At 68.3% G+C, this 26003-nt stretch carries 20 protein-coding genes; 8 read left to right on the top strand and 12 right to left on the bottom strand.

Going from position 1 to position 26003, the window contains the following annotated elements; genetic code table 11:
* Nucleotides 1–69 precede the first annotated feature (69 nt).
* The 9 genes from ABEA67_RS08025 to ABEA67_RS07985 form a co-directional block, all read right to left on the bottom strand.
* On the bottom strand, nucleotides 70–1470 hold the full coding sequence (locus tag ABEA67_RS08025; RefSeq protein ID WP_345463521.1) for an NCS2 family permease: 1401 nt from the start codon (nucleotides 1468–1470) through the stop codon (nucleotides 70–72).
* A 138-nt stretch (nucleotides 1471–1608) separates the two neighbouring features.
* Nucleotides 1609–2928, bottom strand: coding sequence for a guanine deaminase (guaD, locus tag ABEA67_RS08020; RefSeq protein WP_345463518.1), 1320 nt, complete (start codon nucleotides 2926–2928; stop codon nucleotides 1609–1611).
* On the bottom strand, nucleotides 2925–3770 hold the full coding sequence (gene xdhC / locus ABEA67_RS08015; RefSeq protein WP_345463515.1) for a xanthine dehydrogenase accessory protein XdhC: 846 nt from the start codon (nucleotides 3768–3770) through the stop codon (nucleotides 2925–2927). Before xdhC ends, guaD begins: the two co-directional genes overlap by 4 nt.
* Nucleotide 3771: 1 nt before the next feature.
* Nucleotides 3772–6177 (bottom strand): xanthine dehydrogenase molybdopterin binding subunit, encoded by a 2406-nt coding sequence (gene xdhB, locus ABEA67_RS08010; protein ID WP_345463512.1) that lies wholly within the window; start codon nucleotides 6175–6177, stop codon nucleotides 3772–3774.
* A complete protein-coding gene (gene xdhA / locus ABEA67_RS08005) occupies nucleotides 6174–7580 on the bottom strand; it encodes a xanthine dehydrogenase small subunit (protein WP_345463509.1) in 1407 nt (468 codons plus the stop codon). Before xdhA ends, xdhB begins: the two co-directional genes overlap by 4 nt.
* Before the next feature lie 288 nt (nucleotides 7581–7868).
* Nucleotides 7869–8228 carry a hydroxyisourate hydrolase gene (uraH, locus tag ABEA67_RS08000; protein ID WP_345463506.1) on the bottom strand — a complete coding sequence of 120 codons (360 nt, stop codon included), beginning with the start codon at nucleotides 8226–8228 and terminating at the stop codon, nucleotides 7869–7871.
* Entirely contained in the window at nucleotides 8225–9106 is an 882-nt protein-coding gene (gene pucL, locus ABEA67_RS07995; RefSeq protein ID WP_345463503.1) for a factor-independent urate hydroxylase, read from the bottom strand. The genes uraH and pucL overlap by 4 nt, the downstream gene beginning before the upstream one ends.
* Nucleotides 9107–9117: 11 nt before the next feature.
* Entirely contained in the window at nucleotides 9118–9642 is a 525-nt protein-coding gene (gene uraD / locus ABEA67_RS07990; protein ID WP_345463500.1) for a 2-oxo-4-hydroxy-4-carboxy-5-ureidoimidazoline decarboxylase, read from the bottom strand.
* Nucleotides 9639–11024 (bottom strand): nucleobase:cation symporter-2 family protein, encoded by a 1386-nt coding sequence (locus ABEA67_RS07985; RefSeq protein WP_345463497.1) that lies wholly within the window; start codon nucleotides 11022–11024, stop codon nucleotides 9639–9641. The genes uraD and ABEA67_RS07985 overlap by 4 nt, the downstream gene beginning before the upstream one ends.
* Nucleotides 11025–11282: 258 nt before the next feature.
* Between ABEA67_RS07985 and ABEA67_RS07980 the strand changes: the two genes are divergently transcribed.
* Nucleotides 11283–11813 (top strand): MarR family winged helix-turn-helix transcriptional regulator, encoded by a 531-nt coding sequence (locus tag ABEA67_RS07980; RefSeq protein ID WP_345463494.1) that lies wholly within the window; start codon nucleotides 11283–11285, stop codon nucleotides 11811–11813.
* 286 nt (nucleotides 11814–12099) lie between these two features.
* On the top strand, nucleotides 12100–13740 hold the full coding sequence (locus tag ABEA67_RS07975) for a catalase (protein ID WP_345463492.1): 1641 nt from the start codon (nucleotides 12100–12102) through the stop codon (nucleotides 13738–13740).
* Between the two features lie 81 nt (nucleotides 13741–13821).
* Here ABEA67_RS07975 and ABEA67_RS07970 read toward each other — a convergent pair whose 3' ends face one another.
* From ABEA67_RS07970 to ABEA67_RS07960, 3 genes are all read right to left on the bottom strand, one after another.
* A complete protein-coding gene (locus tag ABEA67_RS07970) occupies nucleotides 13822–15708 on the bottom strand; it encodes a tetratricopeptide repeat protein (RefSeq protein ID WP_345463489.1) in 1887 nt (628 codons plus the stop codon).
* Between the two features lie 151 nt (nucleotides 15709–15859).
* Nucleotides 15860–17011: a S8 family serine peptidase gene (locus ABEA67_RS07965; RefSeq protein ID WP_345463486.1), complete on the bottom strand. Its 1152-nt coding sequence runs from the start codon at nucleotides 17009–17011 to the stop codon at nucleotides 15860–15862.
* 321 nt (nucleotides 17012–17332) lie between these two features.
* The gene (locus tag ABEA67_RS07960) at nucleotides 17333–19249 is read right to left on the bottom strand and encodes a glycosyltransferase (RefSeq protein WP_486304402.1); all 1917 of its coding nucleotides are present in this window, start codon (nucleotides 19247–19249) and stop codon (nucleotides 17333–17335) included.
* Nucleotides 19250–19540: 291 nt separating this feature from the next.
* Here ABEA67_RS07960 and ABEA67_RS07955 point away from each other — a divergent pair, with 291 nt between their 5' ends.
* The 6 genes from ABEA67_RS07955 to ABEA67_RS07930 all read left to right on the top strand — a co-directional run bounded on the left by ABEA67_RS07955 (nucleotide 19541) and on the right by ABEA67_RS07930 (nucleotide 26003).
* Nucleotides 19541–21457: a glycosyltransferase family 2 protein gene (locus tag ABEA67_RS07955; RefSeq protein ID WP_345463484.1), complete on the top strand. Its 1917-nt coding sequence runs from the start codon at nucleotides 19541–19543 to the stop codon at nucleotides 21455–21457.
* Nucleotides 21458–21461: 4 nt separating this feature from the next.
* Nucleotides 21462–22202 (top strand): endonuclease/exonuclease/phosphatase family protein, encoded by a 741-nt coding sequence (locus ABEA67_RS07950; RefSeq protein WP_345463481.1) that lies wholly within the window; start codon nucleotides 21462–21464, stop codon nucleotides 22200–22202.
* On the top strand, nucleotides 22203–22865 hold the full coding sequence (locus tag ABEA67_RS07945) for a beta-phosphoglucomutase family hydrolase (protein ID WP_345463478.1): 663 nt from the start codon (nucleotides 22203–22205) through the stop codon (nucleotides 22863–22865). It abuts the gene before it with no gap.
* Between the two features lie 14 nt (nucleotides 22866–22879).
* Nucleotides 22880–24040: a PucR family transcriptional regulator gene (locus tag ABEA67_RS07940; protein WP_345463475.1), complete on the top strand. Its 1161-nt coding sequence runs from the start codon at nucleotides 22880–22882 to the stop codon at nucleotides 24038–24040.
* 411 nt (nucleotides 24041–24451) lie between these two features.
* Complete coding sequence (locus tag ABEA67_RS07935; protein WP_345463472.1) at nucleotides 24452–25450, top strand: glycosyltransferase family 9 protein; 999 nt, start codon at nucleotides 24452–24454, stop codon at nucleotides 25448–25450.
* Nucleotides 25440–26003, top strand: coding sequence for a glycosyltransferase family 9 protein (locus tag ABEA67_RS07930; protein WP_345463469.1), 564 nt, complete (start codon nucleotides 25440–25442; stop codon nucleotides 26001–26003). The genes ABEA67_RS07935 and ABEA67_RS07930 overlap by 11 nt, the downstream gene beginning before the upstream one ends.

Genomic DNA, 26003 nt, shown 5'->3' with positions numbered 1-26003 from the left:
CAAGCCGGTATTTTCTTCTTCTCGCTCCGCTCGGGTTCGTCTACGACTCACCTGAAGTTGGTATGAAACCTACTCGCCCACCAGCCAGATGTACCGGATCAGCAGCAGCGCGGCGACCCCGTACAGGATGGGGCTGACCCGCCGCATCTGGCCGCTGAACAGCTTGATGGCGCAGTAGCTGATCACGCCCAGGCTCACGCCGTTGGCGATGGAAAAGGTCAGCGGCATGGCGATGATGGTCAGGAAGGCGGGGAGGCCCTCGCTGATGTCGTCCCAGTCCACGTGCCGCACGCCTTCCATCATCAGTGCGCCGACCAGAATCAGGGCGGGAGCGGTGGCCGCGCCGGGAATCGCGGAGGCCAGCGGCCACAGGAACATGCTCAGCAGGAACAGCACGCCGACCGTGACGGCGGTCAGGCCGGTGCGCCCGCCCTCACCGATGCCCGAGGCGCTCTCGACGTAGGCCGTGGTGGTCGAGGTGCCCATGAAGGCCCCGAACATCGCAGCCAGGCCGTCCATCGCAAAGAGGCGGCGGGCGCGGGGCATGTTGCCCTTCTCGTCGAGGAATCCGGCGCGTTGCGAGAGGCCGGTCAGGGTGCCGGTGGCGTCGAAGAAATCCACGAAGAAGAAGGTGAAGACCACGCTCAGCAGGCCCAGGCCCACCGCCCCGGCGATGTCGAGCTGGCCGACCAGCGAGGAAGGCCAGACCGGCGTGCCGAAGATGCCCAGGAAGCTGCCGTCGAAACCGGGAAAGGCCCGCAGGGCACCGTTCGCCCCGCCCGCATACACGGCGGCCCCGGTCAGGATGGCGATCAGGGTGGTCGCCAGGATGCCCCACAGAATCGCGCCCGTCACCCGGCGGGTCATCAGCACGGCGGTGATGATGAGGCCCAGCATGGACAGCCAGACCGGCGGGGCGGTCAGCGAGCCGAGGCCCACCAGGGTGGCCGGGTTGCTGACCACGATCCCGGCGTTCTTCAGTCCCAGGAAGGCCAGAAAGGCCCCGATGCCCCCGGTGATGGCGAACTTCAGCGAAGTGGGGATGGCCTGCACGATGGCCTGCCGGGCACCCAGCACGCTCAGCAGCACGAACAGGATGCCGCTGATAAACACCGCGCCCAGGGCCGTCTGCCAGGGAATTCCCATCCCCTGCACCACCGTGAAGGCAAAAAAGGCGTTCAGGCCCATGCCGGGAGCCTGCGCGAAGGGATACCTGGCGATCAGGCCCATCACCAGGCAGCCGAAGGCCGCCGCGATGGCCGTGGTCATCAGCAGTTGCACGAAGGCGTTCGGCACGTGGATGGCCGTGCCGAGCACCTGCGGGTTCACGAAGAGGATGTAACTCATCGTGAGGAAGGTCGTGATGCCCGCCCGGATTTCGCGGGAGACGGTGGACCCCTGGGCACTCAGACCGAAGAAGCGGTCGAGGCCGGAGGCGGGAACGGCACGGGACTGGGAAACGTCAGACATGCGGGACTCCTGAAGGGGAGGGCGGGGAGGGACGAGGGGCCGGGTGCCGGTGCGGGGTTCCATTCCGGAGGGTCGGCGGGGTCATTCTTTGACCGGCGGGGCTGTCCGGGGGGGCAGCCCGCTTCCGGCCGGGACCATTCAGACGCCCACCTCCTGTTCGCTGGAGGCCCGGCGGTACACCGCGTCGCCGCCCACCCACACCTGCGCCACGTCCTGCTGGGTGCCCAGGGTGAAGAGGTCGGCCAGCATCCGTTCGGGGCCGTCCGCGTGATTCAGCACAGTGTCGAGTGTGGTGCCCTGCGGTGGGCGCAGGTACACGGCGTCGAACGCCTTTCCCACGCCGAAGTCGCCGGTCAGATCGCCCAGGTCGAGCGCCTCCGCGCCCGCGCGGGTGGAGAGGTAGAGCAGGTGGGCAGGGCCGAGGGGCACACCCTGGGCACCGAGAAGCTGCTGCATGAAGTAGGCCTGCAGGCCCTCCTTGAGCAGCGAGAAGCCAGTGCCGCCGCCCACGTCGGTCCCCAGCGAGACGTGGACCCCCGCCTGGAGGTGACGCTTCAGCGGAAAGAGGCCGCTGCCCAGCGCCGAGTTGCTGCATGGGCAGTGCGCGGCAGAGCAGCGGTGGGCGGCCATCACGGCCAGCTCGCGGTCGGCGGGGTGAACATTGTGCGCCAGCACGCTGCGGCGCGTGACCAGCCCGGCCCTCTCGTAGGTGTCGAGGTAGTCGCGGGCGGTGGGGAACAGCTCGCGCACCGCCTCGACCTCGCGGGGGTTCTCGTTGAGATGGCTGGTGAAGCGCACGTCGGGGAACTCGGTCATCAGCGCCGCACAGGCGTCGAGGAGACCCTCGCTGGCCGAGAGGGAAAAGCGCGGCGTGACGGCGTACAGAGCGCGGCCCACACCGTGCCAGCGTTCAATCAGGGCCTTGCCCTCCGCGTAGGCGCGTTCAGGCGTGGTGTGCAGCTCGGGGCGCAGCAGGCGGTCGGAGACGACCTGTCCGGCGACCACCCGCAGGCCGGTCTGCGCCGCCTCGCTGAAGAAAATATCCATCGCGGAGGCGTAGTGGCTGCCGAACACCAGCGCGGTCGTGGTGCCGTTCGAGCGGAGGGCGGACAGGAACTCGCGGGCGACGGCGCGGGCGTAGGCATCGTCCGAGAGCCGTGCCTCCTCCGGCAGCGTGTTCTTGTCGAGCCATTCCAGCAGTTGCATCCCCAGGCCGCCCAGCACCCGCACCTGCGGGTAATGCACGTGGGTGTCGATGAAGCCGGGCAGCAGGACGCCGCCGCGCAGGTCCACCACCTCGGCGCGGGGGTGGTTCGCCCGGACCTGGGCGTAGGGGCCGCTGGCGAGAATCCGGCCCTCCTCCACCAGCAGGCCGCCGTCCTCCTGAACCTGCAGGGCGTCGGGGGCGGTGAAGGGGCTTTCGGGCGTGTGCATCAAAGTGGCGCGGTAGAGCTTCATGAGATCCTCTGGGGGGCGGGAGAAACGGGCGAGGAGGAGGTGGCCGCCGCTTCCAGCACCTGCTGAAGCTGCGCGGCCACGCTGATGGCGATCACGGCCGGACTCTTGCCGCGAATGCCGGGAAGGCCGATGGGCGTAGTGATGCGCGCGAGGTCGGCGTCGGCGTGGCCCACCGCCCGGAGTTGCTCGCGGAAGCGCACCCACTTCACCTTCGACCCGATGAGTCCTATAAAGCCCAGGTCGGGGCGGCGCAGCGCGGCGTCACACAGCGCGGCATCCTCGGCGTGGTCGTGGGTCAGGATGACGAGGTGGGTTCCGGCGGGCAGGTCGGCCAGCGCCATCTCGGGAATCGGCGCGTGGTGGACCTGGAGGCGGGCCGCCCCCCCCGCCAGCCCGGCCAGCCGCTCGGGGGCGAGTTGTGCCTCACGCGAATCGATCAGGTGGAGGTTCACGTCCAGCCGTGAGAGGACGCACGCGAGTTCCAGGCCCACGTGCCCGACGCCGAAGATGGCGAGGTTCGGGCGGGCCGTTTTCAGGGGTTCGAGCAGGAGCGTCACCTCCCCGCCGCAGCACTGGCGGCCGTACTCGTTGGCGGCGCGGTCGTTCAGGCGCAGGGTGAGCAGTTCGGGGGTGGTCGCCCCGCAGGCCAGCAGGGCGCGGGCACGCTCCACGGCGGTCGCTTCCAGATTGCCGCCGCCCACGCTGTCCCAGGTCTGCCCCGCGGCGACCACCATCTTCGCGCCCGCCTCGCGCGGGGCGTGGCCGCGCACCGCCGCGACGGTGACGAGCACGCCCGCCTCTCCCCTTTCCGAGAGCGTTTGCACCGCGTCCAGCCAGGTCATGTCAGTCCGCCGCCACTTCTGGACGGGCTGCCGTCTGCCGCGCCGCGTCCAGCGTCCAGAACACCGCTTCGGGCGTGGCCGGGCTGGGGAGGTAGGTTTCGTGCCCCCCCTGGCCGAAGGCCGCCGCCGCCTGCCGCAGCGCCTCACGCACGCTGAATGCCAGCATCAGCGGCGGCTCGCCCACGGCCTTGGAGCCGTACACCACGCCGCTTTCCGCCGCGCGTTCGAGCAGGGCCACGTTGAACACTTCCGGCATCTCGGAAAAGCTCGGCAGCTTGTAGGTGCTGGCGGCCTGGGTGGCGAGGCGGCCACGGTGGGGGCCATTGCCGGTGTCCCAGCGCAGCTCCTCCAGCGTCAGCCAGCCCGCGCCCTGCACGAAGCCGCCCTCCACCTGCCCGAGGTCGATCAGGGGCGAGAGGCTGTCGCCCACGTCATGCAGGATGTCCACCCGGCGCAGGCGGTAGGCCCCGGTGAAGCCGTCCACCTCCACCTCGCTCACCGACGCGCCGTAGGCGAAGTACTTGAACGGCTCGCCCTGCATCGCGTTGCGGTCCCAGTGCAGGCCCGGCGTGCGGTAGTAGCCCGCCGCCCACAGCTGCGTCCGCAGGTGGTAGGCATCGTGGACGACCTGGCGGAAATCCATGCCCAGTTCGGGGTGCCCGACCGGGAAGACCCGGCCGTTCTCGAAGCGCACGTCCTCCGGGTGGACGCCCAGCGCGCCCACCTTCGTGGCGGCCAGTGCCCCCAGCGACCCCGCCGCCACGTCCGCCAGCCGGAGCTTGATCTGCTCGCAGGCGTCCTTGATGGCCCCGCCGTTGAGGTCCGCGCCGCTGCTGGCCGCCGTGGCGGAGGTGTTGGGCACCTTGTCGGTGCGCGTGGGCGCGAGCCGCACGCAGCTCAGGGGCACGCCCAGCGCGGTCGCCGCGACCTGGAGCATCTTGCTGTGCAGGCCCTGGCCCATCTCGGTGCCGCCGTGGTTGATCAGGACCGAGCCGTCCTTGTACACGTGGACCAGCGCGCCCGCCTGGTTGTAGGACGTGAAGTTGAACGAAATCCCGAACTTGACGGGGGTGATCGCCAGCCCGCGTTTCAGGTGCGGATGCGCGGCGTTGAAGGCCCGCACTTCCTCCTGCCGCGCCTCGAAGTCCGAGGTCCGCAGCAGCGTGGACCAGACATCCTCCAGCCGCTCGGCGTGGCGCACCGGCTGACCGTAAGGCGTGGCCTCGCCGGGCTGGTAGAAGTTGCGGCGGCGCAGCTCGTGCGCTTCCAGGCCCAGCAGCGGTGCGCAGCGGCCCAGCAGGTCCTCGATGACGGCCATGCCCTGCGGCCCGCCGAAGCCGCGGAAGGCCGTCTGCGAGGTCTTGTTCGTCTTGCCGATGCGCCCGTGAACCTCCACATGCGGGATGTAATAGGCGTTGTCGATGTGACACAGCGCGCGCGCCATCACCGGCTCGGAGAGGTCGAGGCTCCAGCCGCCGTCCGAGGTGAGGGTGGCCTGGAGGGCCAGCAGGCGGCCACCCTCGTCGAAACCGACCTTCCAGCGGGCGTGGAAGGGGTGGCGCTTGCCGGTGAGGGTGAGGTCCTGGGTGCGGTTGAGGCGCAACCGGACCGGGCGGCCGGTCAGCACCGACCCCAGCGCGGCAATCGCGGCGTAGCCGTGCGGCTGCATCTCCTTGCCGCCGAAGCCGCCGCCCATGCGCAGGCACTGGACCGTCACCTCGTTGCTGGCGCGGCCCAGCACGTGCGCCACGATCTCCTGCGTCTCGGTGGGGTGCTGGGTGCTGCTCTGCACGAAGACCTGGCCGTACTCGTCCACGTGGGCCAGTGCCGCGTTCGTCTCCAGGTAGAAGTGTTCCTGCCCGCCGATCTCGAACTCGCCCTCGAAGATGTGGGCCGCCTGCTCGAAGCCGAGGGTCACGTCGCCGCGGCGCAGGGTGGACTGCGCGCCCTGGAACGATTCGGCGGCGATGGCCTCCCCGATGGTCAGCAGGGCGGGCAGCGGTTCGTACTCCACCTCGATGGCGAGCGCCCCCAGCCGCGCCGCCTCGCTGCTCTCGGCCAGCACCCAGCAGACCGCGTGGCCGTGGTACATGACCTCGGTGGGAAAGAGCGGCTCGTCGTGCTTCACGCCCGCGTCGTTCAGGCCGGGCACGTCGTCCGCGGTCAGCACGCGGACCACGCCGGGCACCGTGAGGGCGGGCGCGACGTTCAGGCGGGTCACGCGGGCGTGGGCGTGGGGGGCCTGGAGCGGCCAGGCGTGCAGCACGTTCTGGAGGCGCACCCCCAGGTCGTCGGTGTAGAGGGCGTGGCCCGTGACGTGCAGCTCGGCGCTCTCGTGGGGCAGGGGTTCGCCCACCGCACCGACCGGGGGACGCTCATGCAGGCTGGTCGCCGTGTTTCCTCTCATAGGATCACCTCCTGGGCGGTCTTCTCGAAATAGAACTTCAGCAGCGTCTGCTCCAGCATCGCGGCGCGGTAGGCGGCACTGGCGCGGTGATCGTCGAGCGGGGTGCCCTCGCCGCGCAGAACGCGGGCCGCCTCGCGCACGGTCCGCTCGTTCCAGGGCTGGCCCGTCAAGGCGGCCTCGGTGGCATAGGCCCGCAGCGGGGTCGCCGCCACGCCGCCCAGCCCGATGCGGACCGAGCGCACCACGTCGCCGTCGAGGTCCAGCGCGACGGCGACGGCCACGCTGGAAATGTCGTCGAAGCGGCGCTTGGCAATCTTGTAGAAGCCCGTGACCGGTGCGAGGGGCAGCGGAAGCCGCACGGCGCGAATCAGCTCGTCGGGGCGGCGCTGCGTCTGGCGGTAGCCGGTGAAGTAGTCGGCCAGGGGCACCTCGCGCTCCCCCGCGGCGGAGGCCAGCACCACCCGCGCGTCCAGCGCCAGCAGCGCGGGGGGGCTGTCCCCGATGGGGCTGCCGGTGCCCAGGTTGCCGCCCAGGGTGGCGCTGTTGCGAATCAGGCGCGAGGCGAAGAGGGGGAAGAGTTCTTCCAGCAGCGGCACGCGGCCCGCCAGGCGGCGCTCGATCTCGGAGAGGCTGAGCGCCGCGCCGATTTCCACCTCATTCTCCCGCCAGGTCAGCGTCCGCAGTTCCGGCAGGCCGTCGATGGCGATGGTGATCGGGGCGCGGCTGTGGCGGATGTTCACGTCCACACCCCAGTCGGTGCCGCCCGCGAGGGGCAGGGCCTCGGGGTGCGCGGCCAGCAGGTCCAGGGCTTCCGCGAGCGTGGTCGGGCGGTAGAACTCGCCACTCGGGGTCGTGAGGTGGGTGGCCTGCGGGGTGGGGGCGGGCTGCTCACGTCGCTGGGCGAATGCGTCACCCTCTGCCACGCCGCCCAGGGCGTTCGCCGCGTCCGCGATGGGGCGGTAGCCGGTGCAGCGGCACAGGTTGCCGCTCAGCGCGTGGATGTCGAACTCCTGCGCGGGCCGGTCCTCGCGGTAGTACTCGGCGGCCATGCTGACCACGAAGCCGGGCGTGCAGTAGCCGCATTGCGAGCCGCCGCGGTAGGCCAGTTCGCGCTGGACGGGGTGCAGGTGGCCGGGTTCACCCAGGCCCTCGGAAGTGACGACCTCCTGCCCGTTCAGGGCCGGGAGCAGCACCAGGCAGGCGTTTACGGCTTCCAGGCGGGTGCCGCCTTCCTCGGTCGGGCGGGCGAGCAGAACGGCACACGCGCCGCACTCGCCTTCCGCGCAGCCTTCCTTGCAGCCGGTCAGGCCCTGGTCACGCAGCCAGTTCAGCAGGGTGGTGTGGGGGCGCACGTCCCGCGCCTCGCGCGGCACGCCGTTGACGGTGAGAGAAATGCTGTCCATCTGTTCTCCTTTTCGGGCGGAGGGCCGGGCCTCCGGACAAGCTGCAACAGAAAAGCGGCCGCCTCGTCTCAAGCATGCGCCTCCCTGCCAGGGCTGGGGCGCATGGTTGACGCACGAGGCGGACCGCTGGTTATCCATGCAGAACAGTGGTCTGGGTTGTGGTTGGATGAATGGTACCGCGAACTTTGTCCCTTGACAAGGGGGGCAGCGTAGTATAGGGCGGGACTCGGAAAGATTCGGCCACCCTGCTGGGCCGAACGGAGTGGGGAACCGGAATGGGGCGGTGGGCTAGCTCCCACGGTAGGTGCTGTACGACCAGGGCGTCATCACCAGCGGCACATGGTAATGCCCGGAGGTGTCGCTCACCGTGAAGCGCAGGGTGACCAGGTCCAGAAACGGGACCCGCGGCGCGGCCTCGAAGCCCGCGAAGTAGGGGGCGACGTGGAAGGTGAGTTCATAGGTGCCGGGCTGGAGGTTGCCGCGTTCGATGAGCGGCGCGTCGGTGCGCCCATCGGCATTGGTCACCGCCTCCGTCACCGGGCGGCGCTCCCCGCCCTCCACCGCGTGGAGTTCCACCCGGACCCCGGCGGCGGGGCGGCCCCTGGCCGTGTCCAGCACGTGCGTCGTGAGTCCGGAGTGGCCGCTCATTCGGCGCGCTCCACCCAACCTTCCATCAGGCCGTAGGGTTCGGGGTCCACGTGGAAGATTTCGAGGTTGTTCTCCAGGCCGAAGCGTTCCAGGTTGTACTGGAGGTGGTGCTTGTTGGGCATGCGGAACCAGATGCGCGAGATTTCCGGGCAGACCGTCAGCACCGCCTGGCCCATCAGGAACAGCGTGTTCTGGAGGCTGGGCGAGTAGTGGTCGGTGAAAGTCTCCTGAATCTGCCGGTACACGCGCTGCCACACGTCGTCGTAGTCCACCTGGCCCGCGCCGTACTCCCACCGCGCGGTCACGAAGGAGGCCATCAGGCGCTCGTGCGTCTCGGGCAGCGTGGTGAAGCGCTCGTTCAGCAGGTAGTTCGCCCAGCCGCTCTCGGTGGTTTTCAGGACATAGAGGTTCTCGATGCCGGACGTGACCTTGAAGGTCTGGCCGTCCTCGCTCTCCACGCGCCCCGTCCGCTGGGGCATCTGGCGCGCGAAGGAGTGGTTGTGGCCCTCACCGCCCACCGGGATGCGTTCCCAGAGGTACTCGGTGAACTCCACGAAGCCGCCCGTCACCCTGGGGCCAGTCTTCACGAAGTGGGCGAGCAGCTCCTGGCCGAACTCCTCGGGGCTGCCCTGGAAGCCTTCCTTTGCCAGCCCGTAGATGGTGTTGCGGACGGTGTCGGTAGCGATCAGGTCGGTGTTGTCACCCTGGGTGTGCGCCGCGTCGAAGTCGCCGGTCATGGCGACGCGCACCTGGAGTTCGCGGATCTCGTGACGCTCGGCAGTGCGGTTCACCTTCATCAGGTTGACCTCGGCCTTGCCGTAGTTGTTCTCACCGAGACGGGCCTTGACCTTCGCGGGGGTGTTCTGGGTCTGTGTCATGTTCCTGCTCCTTATCCTTCCTGGCGCACCAGGTCGAGAACTCTCAGCCGCGCGATCTTGCCGATTTCCCTCAGAGCGGTTTCCCGCTCCTGCGTGGGCGTGTTCTGGAGGCGTGCGGCGGCACCGGCCATGATGCTGTCCCGGGTGTTTTCGCGCACGCAGACGATGTAGGGCATGTCGAACCTGGCGTGGTACGCCGCGTTGATGCGGTGGAACTCGGCGTATTCCTGGGGGGTCAGGCGATCCAGACCTGCGGAGGCCTGTTCGGAGGCGGATTCCGCCGTCACCTCGCCCGCCAGGGCCGCCTTTCCGGCGAGGTCGGGGTGAGCGCGGATCAGGGCGAGCTGCTGCTCGGGCGTGTCGGCCAGGACGGCGGTGGTAAAGGCGGCAGCCAGGTCCTCCACGCGCCCGAAGGGCCTCTGCTGGCCCACCCGCTCGGCGTAGCGCGGGCTGTGTTCCAGCACGCCGCCGAAGCGTTGCACGAACTCGGGCAGGGGGAGGGCGTTCACGTCGGTCAGGGTAGGCAGGGTGTTCAATGGATATCTCCCAGTTCAGGGGCGTGTTCAGTCACGTCGGCGGTGTACGAGCGGCGCTCGGCCCCAGTGCTGAAGATGTTGAAGAGGATGTTCAGCAGGATGGCGGCCAGGGCGGCGGCGGTGATGCCGCTTTCCAGGAACAGGCCCGCCCAGCTCGGCAGCTTCTCGTAGAGGGTCGGCACGGTGGCCGGAATCACGCCCAGCGCGATGCTGACCGCCACGATGGTGAGGTTGCGGGTGTCGGCCATGTTCACGCGGGTCAGGGTCTGGATGCCTGCCGCGGCCACGGTCCCGAACAGCACCAGCCCTGCCCCACCCAGCACCGGCAGCGGAATCGAGGCCACCAGCGCGCCCAGCTTGGGAAAGAAGCCCAGCAGCATCAGGATGAAGCCCGCCGCCGCCACCACGAAGCGGCTCTTGATGCCGGTGAAGCGCACCAGACCGACGTTCTGCGCGAAGGCCGTGAAGGGAAACACGTTGAAGAGGCCGCCCAGCGCGGTCGAGAGGCCGTCGGCCCGCAGGCCACGCGCCACGACGTTCGCGTCGACCGGCTTCTCGGTGATCTCACCGATGGCGAGCAGGTCGGCGGTGGTTTCGACCATCACGACCAGCATCACCAGGATCATGGACAGGATCGGGATCAGCGCGAAGATGGGCGTGCCGAAGAAGAAGGGCGGTGTGAAGCCGACCGCGGCGGCGGTGCCCACGGTCGCAAAGGACGCCTTGCCCAGCAGCGCGGCCACGACGGTCCCGAACACCAGACCCAGCAGCACGGCGATGCGGCTCCACAGCCCCTTGGAAAAGCGCGTGACCAGCAGGACGAACAGCAGGGTCAGCGCCGCCAGCCCCAGGTTGGCCGGATCACCGAAGTTCGGTGCGGTGGGCACGCCGCCCCCGGCCCAGCGAATGGCGACCGGCATCAGCGACACGCCGATGATGGTGATCACCGTGCCCGTCACCACCGGCGGGAAGAAACGCAGCAGCCGCGAGAAGAAGGGGGCCGCCAGCACCGTGAAGAGGCCCGCCGCGATCACCGCGCCGTAGATGCCCGGCAGCCCGGACTCCTTGCCGATCAGGATCATGGTGGCGACCGACGCGAAGGTGGTGCCCTGCACCAGCGGCAGCCGTGCGCCGAAGCCGGGAAAGCCCAGCGTCTGGATCAGGGTGGCGACGCCGCACATGAAGAAGCTGGCGTTCACGATGCGCACGATGTGCTCCTGATCCAGTCCCAGCGCTGAGGCCAGCACCAGCGGCACGGCGACGATCCCGGCGTACATGCTCAGGACGTGCTGAAGCCCGAAGGCGAACATGCGCCCGAGCGGCGGAACTTCATCCACCGGATGCGGGACAGGAACGGAAACAGCGGTTGTTCCTCGTGTCATGCAAACCTCCGTGGGGCAGTGACGCGCCGGAACACGCGCCGGGAGAAGCGATGCGGCCAGGGCCGCGAACAAACCGAACTACTTAGACATCTATGTACTGGGCTGCCCTATCGTGCGGGACAGACGCCCCTTCTGTCAAGCCGTGAACGTGTTATTCATGGTCTAAAAAATACGGTGGACAGTCCCGTTCTCCCTCAGACGCAGGTGGCTCTTCTCCGGACCGCGCGTGCTAGGCTCAGCCCCGTTGCAGAGGCCCGCATGAACCCCTCCGATACCCCGGCATTTCTTGAACGCATCCGGCAGGACTGGGCACAGGTCCGGCCCGAGCTGGACCCCAGCCCCATGCTGCTGATGGTCACGCTGGGCCGGCTGCATACCGTCCTGGCCCGGCAGATCGAGCGCACCTACCTGCCCGCCGACATCAATCCTGCGAGCTGGGACCTGCTGATCACGCTGTACCGCTCGGCCCCTCCGGAGGGCCTGACGCCCACGCAGCTCACCGAACTGACCGCCATCACCGGGCCGTCCATGACCAACCGTATCGACCGGCTGCTGGACAGGGGACTGGTCGAGCGGCAGGCCAGCCCCGCCGACCGCCGCTCGGTGCGTGTGCTCCTGACCGCGCCGGGCCGGGAACTGGTCGAGGGCCTGCTGGCTCCCCACCTCGCCAACGGGCGGCACATCCTGTCGGCCCTGACCCCCCACGAGGTGCAGGAACTCGAACGGCTGGCCCTCAAGCTGCTGGCCCATCTGGAGTCGCCCCTGCCAGCAGAAGTGACGGCAGGCTGAACGCCGGGCAACGGAGAAGATGAACGTTTTCTAAGTCCCGCCTTCCTGACAGCTTGCCCGCCGACAGCAGGGGCAAAAGCTGCGGCGGCACCTTTTCGGCGTTCTGGCTGCAAGGCATGAGGTTCCTGACAGGCTGGAACGCCAGGCACTTTTCCCTTCAAAAATTTAATTAGACGTCAATGTATATGCGACCTGGGGACACGGCGGACGTTGTATGGCAACCTTGCAGCCAGACCGGCTTCATCCGGTCGCCCTGCCCTGTCCAGGGAGGCAGCAAGGAGAGCATATGAGCGACCAGAACAAGACGCCCGACCAGACCGCCGCTGGCGTCGCGGGCACCTCCGTCCAGGGGCCAGGCAGCACGACCGACTCGCGGCTGGCCAGCGGTGAACAGCCCCAGACCCTGACCACCCGGCAGGGCCACCCCGTCACCAACAACCAGAACCTGCGGACGGTGGGCAGCCGGGGTCCCGCCACGCTGGAGAATTACCACTTCATCGAGAAGCTCTCGCACTTCGACCGCGAACGGATTCCCGAGCGGGTGGTCCACGCACGCGGCGCGGGGGCACACGGCGTGTTCGAGGCCTACGGCACGGTGGGGGACGAGCCGGTGAGCAAGTACACCCGCGCCAAGCTGTTCCAGGAAAAGGGCAAGCAGACCCCGGTCTTCGTGCGCTTCTCGACCGTGGGGCACGGCGGGCACTCGCCGGAGACGCTGCGCGACCCGCGCGGCTTCGCGGTGAAGTTCTACACCGAGGACGGCAACTGGGACCTGGTCGGCAACAACCTCAAGGTCTTTTTTATCCGCGACGCGGTCAAGTTCCCGGACCTGATCCACTCGCAGAAGCCGGACCCGGTCACCAACATCCAGAACCAGGAGCGCATCTTCGATTTCTTCAGCGGCTCGCCCGAGGCGATGCACATGATCACGCTGCTGTACTCGCCCTGGGGCATTCCGGCCAACTACCGCCAGATGCAGGGGTCGGGCGTGAACACCTACAAGTGGGTGAACGACCGCGGCGAGGGCGTGCTGGTCAAGTACCACTGGGAACCCCTCCAGGGCATTCGCAACCTGACGCAGGAGGAGGCCGAGAAGATCCAGGCCAAGAACTTCAATCACGCCACCCAGGACCTGTACGAGGCCATTGCCCGCGGCGACTTCCCGCAGTGGGAACTGATGGTCCAGATCATGGAAGACGGCGAGCATCCCGAACTCGACTTCGACCCACTCGACGACACCAAGATCTGGCCGCGCGAGCAGTTCCCCTGGCTGCCGGTCGGCCGGATGACCCTCAACCGCAACCCCGAGAACTACTTCGCGGAGGTGGAGCAGGCCGCCTTCGGGACCGGCGTGCTGGTGGACGGCCTGGACTTCAGCGACGACAAGATGCTGCAAGGCCGCACCTTCTCCTACTCGGATACCCAGCGCTACCGCGTCGGCCCCAACTACCTGCAACTGCCGATCAACGCGCCCAAAAAGCACGTCGCCACCAACCAGCGCGACGGTCAGATGGCCTACCGCGTGGACAACGCGCCCGGCCAGAACCCCCACGTGAATTACGAGCCGTCCACCCTGAACGGCCTCACGGAAGCCCCCCGCACGGCCCCCGACCACACACCCCTCGTGGAGGGCCGCCTCGTCCGCCAGAGCATCGAGCGCACCAACAACTTCGGGCAGGCGGGCGAGCAGTACCGCAACTTCGAGGACTGGGAACGCGAGGAGCTGATCCGGAACCTGGTGGGCAGCCTGGCCGACGCCGCGCCGCACATCCAGCAGCGCATGGTCGAGCTGTTCACGCAGTGCGACGCCGACTATGGCCGCCGCGTGGCCGAGGGACTGGCCCAGGCCGCCCAGGGCATGGAAGCCCAGAAGGAAGAAGCCGTGCAGCAGGCCGAGGAACAGAGCCACGAGGCCCAGCCCTACTGACGCCATGACCTGAGCCGGACAGAGCAGCGCTCCCGCGTTTTGACGGGAGCGCTGCCTTGTTCTGTCTGCCAAAGCGCCGCCCTAACGCGTGGCCTCCGGCTTTTCCGCAGCGGCACGGAGAATCTCGGGCAGGGGCAGGATCTGTAGGGCGGCTTCCACGATCGCCGGGTCAAAAGAGCTGCCCGAGAGCCGCCGGAGTTCATCCAGGGCTGCGGGGACGGGCCAGGCTGGCTTGTAGGGCCGCTCATGGGTGAGGGCATCAAAGACGTCCGCGACGGCTACGATGCGCGCCGTCAGCGGAATGGCCTCGCCCTTCAGGTTGGCGGGGTAGCCGCCCCCCGCCCAGCGTTCATGGTGGGCGCAGGCGATCTCCTCAGCCACCTGGAGCAGCTGCGACTGACCGCCCGACAGGATGCGGCTCCCGATCACGGTGTGCTGTTGCATCTGCCGGAACTCCTCCTCGGTGAGCTTTCCGGCCTTCAGAAGAATGCGGTCGGGAATCCCGATCTTGCCGACATCATGCAGGCGGGCCGCGATACGCAGCAGTTCGACCGTCTCGGCGGGCAGCCCGAGCTGCGCGGCAATAGCGGCGGCCATCTGCCCCACCCGCCAGGTATGTTCGCCGGTCGTATCGTCGCGGTACTCGGCGGCCACAGCGAGCCGGGTGACGATTTCCAGTTGGGCCTGTTCCAGGCTGCGCGTGCGCTCCCGCACCTCGGCCTCGGCCACCTCGCGGGCCTCCTCCGCCGCCACCAGTCGGAGGCGGGTCAGCTCGGCCTGGTGCTGCGCGCGCTCCAGCTCGAAATGGCCCGTCAGCTCCTGCACCCGCTGCTCGACCTCGGCGTTCAGGATTTCCCGCTCCTGCTGGTAGAGCTGCTCCAGGTGCGCCAGGGCCTGGGCGTGATCGCCGCTCCGCGCATACATCGGGTAGAGGGTGCGGTGAACGTCACAGGCAGCCTTGGGGCGGCCCACCTGCTGTGCCAGGGTCAGGGCCTGTTCCAGGGTGGCGAGAGCGTCTGGCAGGGCCTGAAGCTGCTCCTGCACCTCGCCCAAATACAACAGCGCATACAGTTGTCCTTCCAGGTCCCCAGTTTCCTGGGCCATCTCCCCGGCACGGCGAAAGGTGCCCTCGGCCTCGGCCCACTGCTCCCCGGCCAGCATCAGCCGCCCCAGACCCACCAGCGCCGACGCTTCCACCTGCCGGTACTGCCCCTCCTGGGCCAGAGCCAGCGCCTGTTCATAGGAAGCCCGCGCCACCTGCTGTTCTCCCAGTTGCTGCTGCACCTCGGCGAGATTCAGGACGGCATTGGCGGCGATGACCTGATCACCCACACGCTGGGCAAAGTCCAGCGCATCCTGAAAGTACCTCTGCGCCTCCCGTGGGTCACGCATGTCGAAATGGAGGTTACCGAGGCTTAGAAGGATAGAGCCCTGGCTGCGATGCTCAGCCAGGAGGGATCGGGCCGGGCCAATGCTCAGGTTGTAGGCCGCCGTCAGATGTTCCAGGGCCTCAGGGTATCGACCCAGACTAATGAGTAGAGTTCCCAGGTTCCCTAGAACCTTGACCTCACCGACCACGTCGCCAATCTGCTGGAAGACAATCCGGGCGGCCTGAAGGCTATTCAGGCTGTCCTCATAACGTCCAGTTGCGTGGTAAAGCCCAGCCAGACTGTTCAGGGTATCTCCCCTTACCTCCCCCCGGGTCTGCTCAAGGGCCTGCTTCAGGTGAGACTCAGCTTCCAGGAAGCGGCCCTGATCAAGGAGGGCAGCTCCGAGATCACGGCGTACCTGTCCCTCAGTCGCTAGGGTTCCCAGAGCTACCAACAAGCCGAGGGCAGCTTCTAGAGAAGACACTGCCTGTTCTCCCTCTCCCCGCCGGACCTGGATGCGTCCAATCAGATGATGGGCCTGTGCGGAACTAGACGGATTATCTTCCTCGCAAGCAACTCCCAGAGCCAGTTCAGCCATCTGAAGGGCCTGGGCTTCATCGACTGCCAGGAGCTGCTCTGCGGCTGTCAGCAGGGCCGAGGCACGCTCGCTAGAGGGGTTGTCCGGAGAATCAAAGGGCGACAAGGAATCCTGTTTCCGACAGCTCACGACACTCTCTCAACCCTACGCCTCACTGCACTTTGCTGAAGACCGTCAGGTCAAGGCGGCCCTTGCCCAGCTTGTCCTTATAGGCGCTGTTCATCCCGTTCCGGTAGATGTCCGCAGCGTTGTCGGTCAGCCCCTTGATCATGTCCCTGGCCGAAATGTTCCACTTCTGACCGAGGGCCAGGGCCAGGCTGCCCGTCACGACCGGGGCCGCCATCGAGGTGCCGCTCCAGGCCACCAGCAGATTGTCCGGGCCGGGAGTGTACACGTCCTCACCGGGAGCAACAATTTCGAGCGCTTTGCCGTAGTTGGAGAAACTGGACTTGAGGTCACCGGCGTCCACACTGCCCACGCTGAGGCTGTAATCGCCCGCCGCTCCTGCCATGGCATCATTGGCCGGGTAGTTCAGCGAACTGCGGTTGTCATTCCCCGCCGCCGAAATCACCATCACACCCTTCGCCGTGGCGCGGTTGATGGCATCCTGCACGACGTTGGAACGGGTATCTGTCCCCAGCGAGAGATTGATGATCTGGGCATTGCACTTGACCGCCCAGTCAATGGCCTGGGCCACATGCAGCACATCGCCGCTGCCGTCCGGTCCCAGGACGCGCAGGGGCAGGATGATTGCCTTGGGCGCGACCTGCAACACGATCCCGGCTACCCCCGTGCCGTGTCCGTACCCTCCCGTTCCCAGCACGCCTTCCTCATCCGGGTTGGTGTCGTTGTCGCGGAAATCCCGCCACTCGTTCTGGGGGGCGAGCGAGCCAGCGAAGGCTGGGTGGTCGATATCGACGCCGGTATCGACCACCGCTACCTTCACGCCTGCGCCAAGATTGCTGGCCTTGGCCTGGGCCGCCTCCAGCCCGATCTGCTGGAAGGTGACTGTATTCTGGGGAACGAGGTTAAAGGACCCATTGATCCACACCGAACGGGTCGCATTTGCCCAGGTATCAAACTCGCCGTTGATCCACACCGAACGGGTCGCGCTCATGGTCGCGGTCAGGCCGCCACCCTGGAACCGGTCGCGGTTGCGCTCGACATGCACGACCCTGGTTCCCTGAGCGTTGAGGCCACCCCTGACCTCGGAGGCAGAAAAGCCCATCAGCGCGTATCCCTCGCCCCGCGCCTCGCTGAGCACCTGACCACCGTAGGCAGCTTCCAGGTTGTCTGCACTCATGCCGGAGACCAGCGGCACCTGAGCAATAAACTCGGGACGGACGGCCGTTGTCCCAGTTCCCCCGGCCATATTCGTCTGGCCGCAGGCAGCCAGCAGGAGGGGAACCAGCAGAACAGCCGCAGCAGAGGAAGAGCGGGGAGAGATTTTCACAATCTAATATTTACCTCATTTCGACCCCAATGGTGTTAAAAACTTCACTCTCAATTGACACCCCCGGCGGGGGTATGGCTCCCCGTCGTGCATCTCCCCTCTTCAGCAGCGCTGCGGAAGGCGGCTGGGCGTCGCCTACTTCGCCTCTCCTCTTCGTCCTGGACTGACGGTTTAGTCGTCGCCCTGGGGCAGGGCCACCTGCGCGGTGGCGGAAAAAGGCTGGGTGGCAAGTATCCGGCGGAAAAAGGTCAGCAGCTCGCCCACGTGGGTATCGAAGGCAAAGAGGTGGCGGGCCGCGCGGGCGTTCGCCGTCTGTTCCTCCAGACGGGGGCGGTCGCGGAGCTGGGCGGCGAGAGCGGCAAAGTCGCGGTAGAAGATGCCGAAACCCAGCTCCTGCGCGAGCGTCTGCATGGCGACAAGGGAATGCCGGTTGTCGCGCATGATCCAGGGGAGGCCCGCGGCCGCGTAGGTGCTCAGGCGGGCGGGCAGATTCAGGTCGTCCCAGGCGGCGCGGCGCAGGTCGCCCCGGTTGTGGCTGGTGAACTGCTGCACCCAGGCGGCGTCGTAGCGCGAGAGTTCGGCCACCCAGTCCTGGGGTTCGACCGTCGGGTGGAGGTGCAGGAAGCCGCTTTCGAGGCCCGTGCGGGTCCAGTTGGGGAACCACTCGTGAAAGTGGGTGCCGTAAAAGTGGACGTGGATACCGTTCTCGGCCAGGGCGGACAGGGGTTCCAGGCCCAGGGGCCGCCCCGCGCAGACGGTGTGTATCTGGCCGTCCGCGTGCGAGAGCTTGGGCGACCAGGCGTCCGTCATCCAGTCCTGCCTGGGCAGGTCCCCGTCCAGAATGAGGGTGCGGGACTCGTCGAGCTGGCCGCCCAGGGCCAGGCGGTACCACTCGCGGTTTTCCGGGCTGATGAAAATCTGGCCGTCGCTTTCCCTCAGCACGCGCATCAAGCTGGGCCACAACCCGTCACTGGGGAAGGGGCCTTCCTTGAAGTGAAAGACCAGGGGAATCCCCAGTCGCGCGTCCAGCACCCGCTCGATCAGGGGCAGGGCCTGGAGGTTGAGCAGCGCGTAGATGAGGTCGGGCTGCACTGCTCGCACGCGCTCCGGCCAGTGTTCGTCCAGCGGAATGTCCTCGATGTGGCCGTAGGGAAAGGGGGCGGTGGCGTCCCAGGTTTCGGGATCAGGGGACCACAGACCGTAGAGCCGGTGTCCCCGTTCCTCCAGCGCCAGCAGCCGCTCGGGGTTGAAGCCCAGCGAGCCGACCACCAGAATCTTGAGGCTGTCGGGACGGTGCGGGCGCGTGGCCTCCGCGAACCGGCCATAGCGCTCCCACTCGTTCACGCGCATCCCCCGGCTGGGCTGAAAGTTCAGGTACTCGCCCCGGCCAATCCCGTAGTGCGCCCGGTAGCGCGACAGCCCCCCCGGAATCCCCGCGATGATGTGCGAGCGCTGGTCGGGGTGGTTGACCCACTCGCAGGTGATGTCGCCGGCGTAGGCGAAGCGGGCACCTGCCTCCAGCAGACTGCGCCAGAAGTCGGCCTCCAGGCTGTCGGAAACACGTTCGGCACGCTCGGTCCAGCGGGGCCAGTGCGGGGAGCGTCGGTGCATCACCTGCACCAGCGCCAGCAGGTTGCCGCTGGTGGGCTGCTCCTTGCCTTCCGGGGGCAGGGCCAGCACCTCCGCCTCGCGGCCCACCGCCACCTTGCCGCGCAGGGTGGGGCCGTAGTGATGGTAGCCCCAGCGCAGGCCCCCATAGGCCAGGTCTACACCCGCGTCCGCCTCCAGTACACCCACCAGCGTTTCCAGATGCTCCGGGTAATACACGTCGTCGGAGGGCAGGTAGGCCAGGTAACGCCCCCGCGCCAGTTCGGTCGCGTGGTTGAGGGCGGCCCCGAGGCCGACGTTGCGGTCCAGGCGGGTGAACCGGATGCGGGGGTCGGAGAGGAAGGGCTGGAGGACCTCGGCGGTGTCATCCGGCGAGCCGTCGTCCACCACCACCAGTTCCCAGTCCTGCCAGGTCTGCGCGAGGAGGCTTTCCAGGGCGCGCGGCAGGAAGCTGGCCTGCTTGAAGGTCGGCATCAGCACGGAGACCAGGGGAACGGGCGGGGAAGACGGCATCCGCTTCATGCTGGCATAGACGCCGCCGCCCCGCGCCGCCCCCTTTCTAAAGGCTGAGCTTAATGTTGGGGCCGGGTTTTCGGAGAGTCGGCTAGATTAAGCTCCCAGCTCTGTGAGGGGCCTCACGCTATGGGCTGAGCTACGGACAGAGGCCCGCCCACACCAGCCCCGCCTGCCAGGAGGACACGCCATGACCTACCGGGGAAGCCCCCGCCGTTTGCCCTACCGCCGCCTCCGCCCACTGCCGGGGCCGTGCCGATGACCACGCCCTCTCAACCCCTGCCCCCTCACCAGACGCCCCAGCCGCGCGTGTCGGTGCTGATGCCGACCTTCCGGCAGGCGCATTTTCTGCCGCGCGCCATCGACAGCCTTCAGGCGCAGTCGCTCACCGACTGGGAACTCATCGTGGTAGACGACGGCTCGCCGGATGACACCGCCGAGGCCCTTCAGCCCTTCCTCTCCGACCCCCGCATCCGCCCCATCCGCTTGGACCGCAACGTCGGCCTCGGGGCCGCCCTCAACCACGCGCTGGCGCTGGCGCAGGCCCCGCTGGTCGCCTACCTGCCATCGGACGACGTGTATTACCGCGACCACCTGCAAAGCCTGGTGGACCTGCTGAGCGCGCATCCCGAGGCCGCGCTGGCCTTTTCCGGGGTGCGCCACCACTACAACCGCACGGCCCAGGAAATGGCCCCCGGCGAGGCCCCGCAACTCGTACAGGTGATGCACCGCCGCACGGGGGACCGCTGGCTGGAACGGGGCGAACTGACGACGGACGACCTCGACCGGATGTACTGGCACCACCTGAAACGGCGCGGCCCGGCGGTCGGCACCGGGCAGGTGACATGCGAGTGGGTGGACCACCCGGACCAGAGGCACAAGATCGTGCGTGAGCCGGTGGGAGGCATCAACACCTACCGCGACTACTACGGCGTGCAGGAACCCTTGCGCTTCCACACGACGGTGGGCCATTTCATCGACGAGCCAGACCGCTACCGCAAGTACCGCGAGCGCCCGCCCACACCCCCCGCGCCGGACGGCTTAAAAATCCTGCTGGTGGGCGAACTCGCCTACAACCCAGAGCGGGTGCTGGCGCTGTCGGAGCAGGGGCACCGGCTGTATGGCCTGTGGATGGACCAGCCGTACTGGTACAACTGGGTGGGACCCCTCCCCTTCGGGCACGTGCAGGACATCCCGCGCGCGAACTGGCAGGCGGCGGTCAGGGAAATCCAGCCGGACATCATCTACGGGCTGCTGAACTGGCAGGCGGTGCCCTTCGCGCACGAGGTGCTGACGGAAAATCCGGGCGTGCCCTTCGTGTGGCACTTCAAGGAAGGCCCCTTCATCTGCCTGGAAAAGGGCACCTGGCGCGAGTTGCTGGAGCTGTACACGCGCGCCGACGGGCGCATCTATTCCAGCCGGGAGATGCAGGACTGGTTCGAGACGCTCTCGCCCGAACTCGTGGACGGCCGCCCTACGCTGGTCCTTGACGGCGACCTGCCCAAACGCGAGGGCGTGCAGGGCGAGCGTTCGCCGCGGCTGTCGGACACGGACGGCGAGATTCACACGGTCGTGCCGGGCCGCCCCATCGGTCTGCACCCGGAAACGGTCGCGGAACTCGCCGCGCAGGGCATTCACCTGCACTTCTACGGCGAGTTCACGCACGGCCAGTGGAAGGCGTGGATCGAGCGGACGAAGGGGCTGGCGGGCCGTTTCCTGCACCTGCACCCCAACGTGAACCAGGAGGACTGGGTGGCCGAGTTCTCGCGCTACGACGCGGGCTGGCTGCACTTCTTCCGCAGCGAGAACGGCGGCGAGCTGCGCCGTGCCAACTGGGACGACCTGAACATCCCCGCCCGGATGGCGACACTGGCGGCGGCGGGCCTCCCCATGCTGCAAAGCGACAACACCGGCCACATCGTCGCCACGCAGACCCTGGCGCGGGAACTCGACCTGGGCCTCTTCTTCCGCGATATGGGCGACCTCGGCGCGCAGCTTCAGGACCGCGAGCGCCTGAACCAGTTGCGCGAGCGGGTGTGGGCCGTGCGCGACCAGTTCACCTTCGACCACCACGTAGGCCGCCTGATCGCCTTCTTCCGGGAAGTCATCGGGGAGCGGCAGGCAGAGACAGCAGCAGAGACCGTGGTTTCCACAGGCCACGCGGAAAGGAAGTGACCCCATGATCAAGTTCCTGACCCTCAACATCCAGGGCTACGCGGACAAGCACGGCCCCTGGGACGAGCGGCGCGGGCTGATCGAGCGCGCCATCGCGGACGCGCAGCCCGACATCGTGACCCTTCAGGCCGTCGGGCTGGACCCGGAGCGGCACCCCTCCGACCAGGCCACCCAGCTCGCGGCCAGTCTGGACGGCTACCGGGCGGTCTTCGTGGCCGCGCAGACGCACCCGGACGGCCGGCAGGATGGCCTGGCCTTCCTGAGCCGGGGGCCGCTGCCGGACGTGCGCCGCTTTGAACTGAGCCTGCAACCCGGCCTGGAGGACACCAGCCGCCGCGTGCTGCTGCATGGCCGCTTCGAACTGGAGGGCGGCCCGCTCGACGTGTTCAACGCCCACTTCTCCTGGGTCCCCGCCCAGCAGGAGAGCAACGTGCAGGAGGCGCTGTCGGTGCTGGAAGGCACGGCGGGCGGCGCGGCGGTGCTGGCCGGCGACTTCAACATGCAGCCGGACAGCCCCTCCCTCGGTGGGCTGCGCGAGGCCGAGTGGGTGGACGCCTGGACCCTGCTGCACCCCGGCGAGGACGGCTTCACCTTCGTGGAGGACCGCGACCCTAGCATCCGCATCGACTACATCTGGACGCGGGGCGTGCGGGCACGGGAGCTTGAGGTGGTGCTGGCTCAGGGCGAGGGGACGCGGCGGGCGTCCGACCACGCGGGTCTGCTGGCCCAGCTCGAAAGGGTCTGAATGGAGCGCGGCTTCATCTTCGACCTGGACGGCGTGCTGACCGACACGGTCGAGCTGCACTACCACTCCTGGCAGCGGCTGGCCGGGGAGGAGAACGTGCCCTTCTCGCGCGAGGCGAACGCGGCGCTGCTGGGCCGCACCCGCGAGGACGCCCTCGACCTGTGGCTGGGGGGCCGCTCCTGCTCACCGGAGAAACGGGCGGAGCTGCTGCGGCGGAAGAACGCCTACTTTCTGGAGGCGCTGGAGGGGCTGGGCGCGGGCGACCTGCTCCCCGGCGTGGCCGACCTGCTGCACGCAGCGCGGGCACAGGGCATCCGCCTGGGCCTGGCCTCGTCGAGCCGCAACGCGCGGCAGGTCTGCGACCGGCTGGGCGTGACGGACCTGTTCGACGCCTTTGCCGACGGCTCCAGCGTGGTGAACCCCAAGCCCGCGCCCGACATTTTCCTGTGGGTGGCCGGGCGGCTGGGCCTGCACCCCGCCCACTGCGTCGTGTTCGAGGACTCGGAGGCGGGCGTGCGGGCGGCGCGGGCCGGCAGCTTCGCGGTGGTGGGGCTGGGGGACCCGGCGCGGGTGGGCGGGGCCAGCCTCATCCGGCCCGACCTGCGCGGTGCGGCCCCCGGCGAGTTCACGCGGCTTCTGGCCTCCCCTGCCGCAGCCTCCTGAGGAGGTGAAGAGGTGTGACCACCACCAATCCCCGCTACGAACAGGTCACGCGCCTCATCAGTGACCGGACCGCCGAGCTGCTGGCCGCCCTCACACTGGTGGTGAACCCGGACGGCCGGGTCGTCGCATCGAGTCGGCCCGAGTGGCAGGGTCAACCCCTCACAGCCCTGACAGGGCTGGAAGACGCACTGCCGGTGCCCTTCCGCTTCGGCGGGCAGGAAAGCCGGGTGCTGATTCTGCCCCCCGAGGGCGAAACGCTCTCGCCACGGCTGGCGCACGGGGTGGTCGAGCTGGTGCTGGGGCAGGCGCTGGTGGTGGACGGCCTGCCCCAGCGTCAGGAGCTGAAGAACAGCTTCATTCACGATCTGCTGCGCGGCCATATTCAGGACGAGGAAACGCTGCTGCGTCAGGCCCGCATCCTGGGGATGGACCTGGGGCCACCGCGCGCCGTGATCCTGATCGACGCCTCCCGCTTCCTGCTGGGGCCGGGGCAGGACCCCGAGCGCATCCAGCAGCGGGCACAACTGGTCGTGGGCAGCGTGGTGAACTTCTTCCGCCTCCCCAACGACACCATCTGCGCCTATATCGGGGAGGGCGAGGTAGCCGTGCTCAAGGCCAGCGACACCCGCAACCTCAGCCTGTGGGCGGAAGGCGGCGGCGCGGAGGCCCCCACCAGCTCCTCCTGGGCCAACCTGGCCGCACTGAAGCGGGCGGGCAATGCCCTGCTGGCCCACCTGCAAACCGACCTGGGCCAGCCGCTGGACCTGGGCATCGGGCGCTATCACCGCGGCCTGGACGGCCTGGCCCGCTCGTACCAGGATGCCCGCGCGGCCCTCTCACTGGGCAGCCGCCTGAGCGGCGAACACCGCGCCTATACGCTCGACACCCTGGGTGTTGCCGCCTTTGTCGGCCTGACGGACGAGCCGACCAAGCTGGGTCTGGCCCTGCACCTCCTCAGCCCCCTGGACGGCGAACCGGAACTGCTCGACACCCTGGACGCCTTCTTCGCGGAGGACTGCCACCCGCTCGCCGCCGCGCGCCGCCTGAACCTGCACCGCAACACGCTGAACTACCGGCTGGACAAAATCACTTCCCTGACGGGCCTGAATCCACGGGCCTTCGATCAGGCCGTGCAAATCCGGCTGGCCCTGCTGATTCGGCGGTTACATGGATAAGCAGGAACAGGAAGGTTCTGCTATTCCAGCATGAGCAGAAGTTGAAGGCCTCTTTACTCGTTTCTCCTCTTACAGTCAATTCCGCTTAAGGAACTGGGAATAAGAAAAAGGTCTCGAATTCGAGGGGAATTTCTGCGTGCAGGACGCCTTTTTTTTGTCGCTCCTCGGCTACTCTCGTGCATTTGCATAAAAAGCTGGACTGTCCTCAAAATCAGTTGTGCATCTGCACCATGACCCTGGCAGGAACCGCCTCTACCATTCCATCAGAGGGCGCAATGCCTTCCCTGGGAGCATCTGCTGCCGACAGGAACAGAACAGGCCTCTCTCCCCACCTCGCTGATACCCAGCCATTCCCAGCCCATCTTTTCAGGCCAGCGGCTTCCCGCACGGCCTGACGGAGTCTTGTTGTCCATGACCGAATCCCCCAGACAACGCATCCTGGTCTTCCGCGCCCTGCCGGGGCTGGGCGACCTGCTGTGTGCCGTGCCTGCCCTGCGGGCGCTGCGGGCGGGGGAGCCGGATGCGGAAATCACGCTGCTGGGCCTGCCGCAAGCGGCACCTTTCGTGCAGCGGTTTCCCGACCTGATTGACCGGCTGGAGGTCTTCCCCGGCTTTCCGGGCCTGCCCGAGCAGCCGGTGCGGCAGGCGGAACTGCTCGCGCTCTTGCAGGAGGCGCAGGGGCGTTACGACCTGGCCCTTCAGATGCACGGCAGCGGCCCCATCAGCAACGTGCTGGTGTCGCTGCTGGGTGCGGACGCCATAGCGGGGCGCTTCGGGCCGGGGCAGTGGTGCCTGGACCCCGCGCGGTTCCTGCCCTACGAGGAGGGCCAGCCCGAACCGCTGGTGTGGCTGCGGCTGGCCGAGTTCCTGGGGTATCCGGCGCGGGGTGAGGAGCTGACCTTTCCCGTCCACGCGGCGGACCGGGAGGCGCTGCGTGCCCTGCCGGGTGCCGGAACCCTCGCACCGGGCCGGTATGCGGTGCTGCACCCCGGGGCCAGCCAGCCCGCGCGCCGCTGGTCACCGCGCAACTTCGCGCAGGTCGCCCAGCGGCTGGCCGCGCGGGGGCTGAGGGTGGTCCTGACGGGCACCCCGGCCGAGGCGGAGGTCACGCGGGCGGTGGCGGAGGCCCTCCCGGTGCCCGACGTGCTGGACCTGACCGGGCAGACAGAGCTGGGGACACTGGCGGCCCTCCTCGCGGACGCGCGGCTGCTGGTCAGCGGCGACACGGGCGTCTCGCACCTCGCGGCGGCCACCCGCACCCCCAGCGTGGTGGTGTTCCTCGCCTCCGACCCGGCCCGCTGGGCACCGCTGGACCGCGAGCGGCACCGCGTGGTGGTGGGGGATGACCTGGGGGCGGTGCTGGCGGAAGTGGACACGCTGCTGGGGCGGGAGGTGGCGCGTGTCCGCTGACGCCGAGCTGAGGGGGCGCGTGCTGCTGGCCTGCACCGGGAACCTGCCGCACCTGCGCCCGGCGCTGGAGACGTGCCGCGCGGCCTGGCCGGAGACGCAGTTCACGGTGCTGGCCCCCGCGCCCGAACGGGACGCCCTGCCGGACTGGGCGGACGCCCTCACGCCCGAGTCCTTCTGGACCCCGGACGTGCTGGAACGGCTGCGCGGCGGGCAGTTCGGTGCCGCCGTCATCCTGACTGCCCCCGGCGATTCCCCGCACGGGCTGGGCTACCTCTGCGCGCTGGCGGGGATTCCCGATCGGGCGGGAGTGTCGCGCGAGTTCGGCGGGCAGACGCTCACGCGGTGGGTGCGCGAGACACCTGGCCCCCTGGCCGACCCGCGGGGCAGGACGGGGGCCACGCACGCCACCACAGAACAGAGCGGGGAAACACCCGAAGTTCCAGACGCAGGGGGTGGTGTCACGCCGCTACAGGCCGACCCGGCCCGCGCCCTCCTCGCCGCCCTCTTTGCCGACCCTTCCCCCCACGACTGTTCCCCCCACGAAAGGAGCTGA

It is taken from the genome of Deinococcus carri, assembly GCF_039545055.1.
Taxonomy (GTDB): domain Bacteria; phylum Deinococcota; class Deinococci; order Deinococcales; family Deinococcaceae; genus Deinococcus; species Deinococcus carri.
This window is presented reverse-complemented; position numbering and strand designations above follow the sequence as displayed.

Coding starts and splice junctions, on each gene's coding strand:
- ABEA67_RS07975 (WP_345463492.1), top strand. CDS start 12,100: ATGAGCGACCAGAACAAGACGCCCGACCAGACCGCCGCTGGCGTCGCG.
- ABEA67_RS07980 (WP_345463494.1), top strand. CDS start 11,283: ATGAACCCCTCCGATACCCCGGCATTTCTTGAACGCATCCGGCAGGAC.
- ABEA67_RS07945 (WP_345463478.1), top strand. CDS start 22,203: ATGGAGCGCGGCTTCATCTTCGACCTGGACGGCGTGCTGACCGACACG.
- ABEA67_RS07935 (WP_345463472.1), top strand. CDS start 24,452: ATGACCGAATCCCCCAGACAACGCATCCTGGTCTTCCGCGCCCTGCCG.
- guaD (WP_345463518.1), bottom strand. CDS start 2,928: ATGAAGCTCTACCGCGCCACTTTGATGCACACGCCCGAAAGCCCCTTC.
- pucL (WP_345463503.1), bottom strand. CDS start 9,106: ATGACACAGACCCAGAACACCCCCGCGAAGGTCAAGGCCCGTCTCGGT.
- ABEA67_RS08025 (WP_345463521.1), bottom strand. CDS start 1,470: ATGTCTGACGTTTCCCAGTCCCGTGCCGTTCCCGCCTCCGGCCTCGAC.
- ABEA67_RS07965 (WP_345463486.1), bottom strand. CDS start 17,011: ATGAGTGCAGACAACCTGGAAGCTGCCTACGGTGGTCAGGTGCTCAGC.
- ABEA67_RS07985 (WP_345463497.1), bottom strand. CDS start 11,024: ATGACACGAGGAACAACCGCTGTTTCCGTTCCTGTCCCGCATCCGGTG.
- xdhC (WP_345463515.1), bottom strand. CDS start 3,770: ATGACCTGGCTGGACGCGGTGCAAACGCTCTCGGAAAGGGGAGAGGCG.
- ABEA67_RS07950 (WP_345463481.1), top strand. CDS start 21,462: ATGATCAAGTTCCTGACCCTCAACATCCAGGGCTACGCGGACAAGCAC.
- xdhA (WP_345463509.1), bottom strand. CDS start 7,580: ATGGACAGCATTTCTCTCACCGTCAACGGCGTGCCGCGCGAGGCGCGG.
- ABEA67_RS07970 (WP_345463489.1), bottom strand. CDS start 15,708: ATGGCTGAACTGGCTCTGGGAGTTGCTTGCGAGGAAGATAATCCGTCT.
- xdhB (WP_345463512.1), bottom strand. CDS start 6,177: ATGAGAGGAAACACGGCGACCAGCCTGCATGAGCGTCCCCCGGTCGGT.
- uraH (WP_345463506.1), bottom strand. CDS start 8,228: ATGAGCGGCCACTCCGGACTCACGACGCACGTGCTGGACACGGCCAGG.
- ABEA67_RS07955 (WP_345463484.1), top strand. CDS start 19,541: ATGACCACGCCCTCTCAACCCCTGCCCCCTCACCAGACGCCCCAGCCG.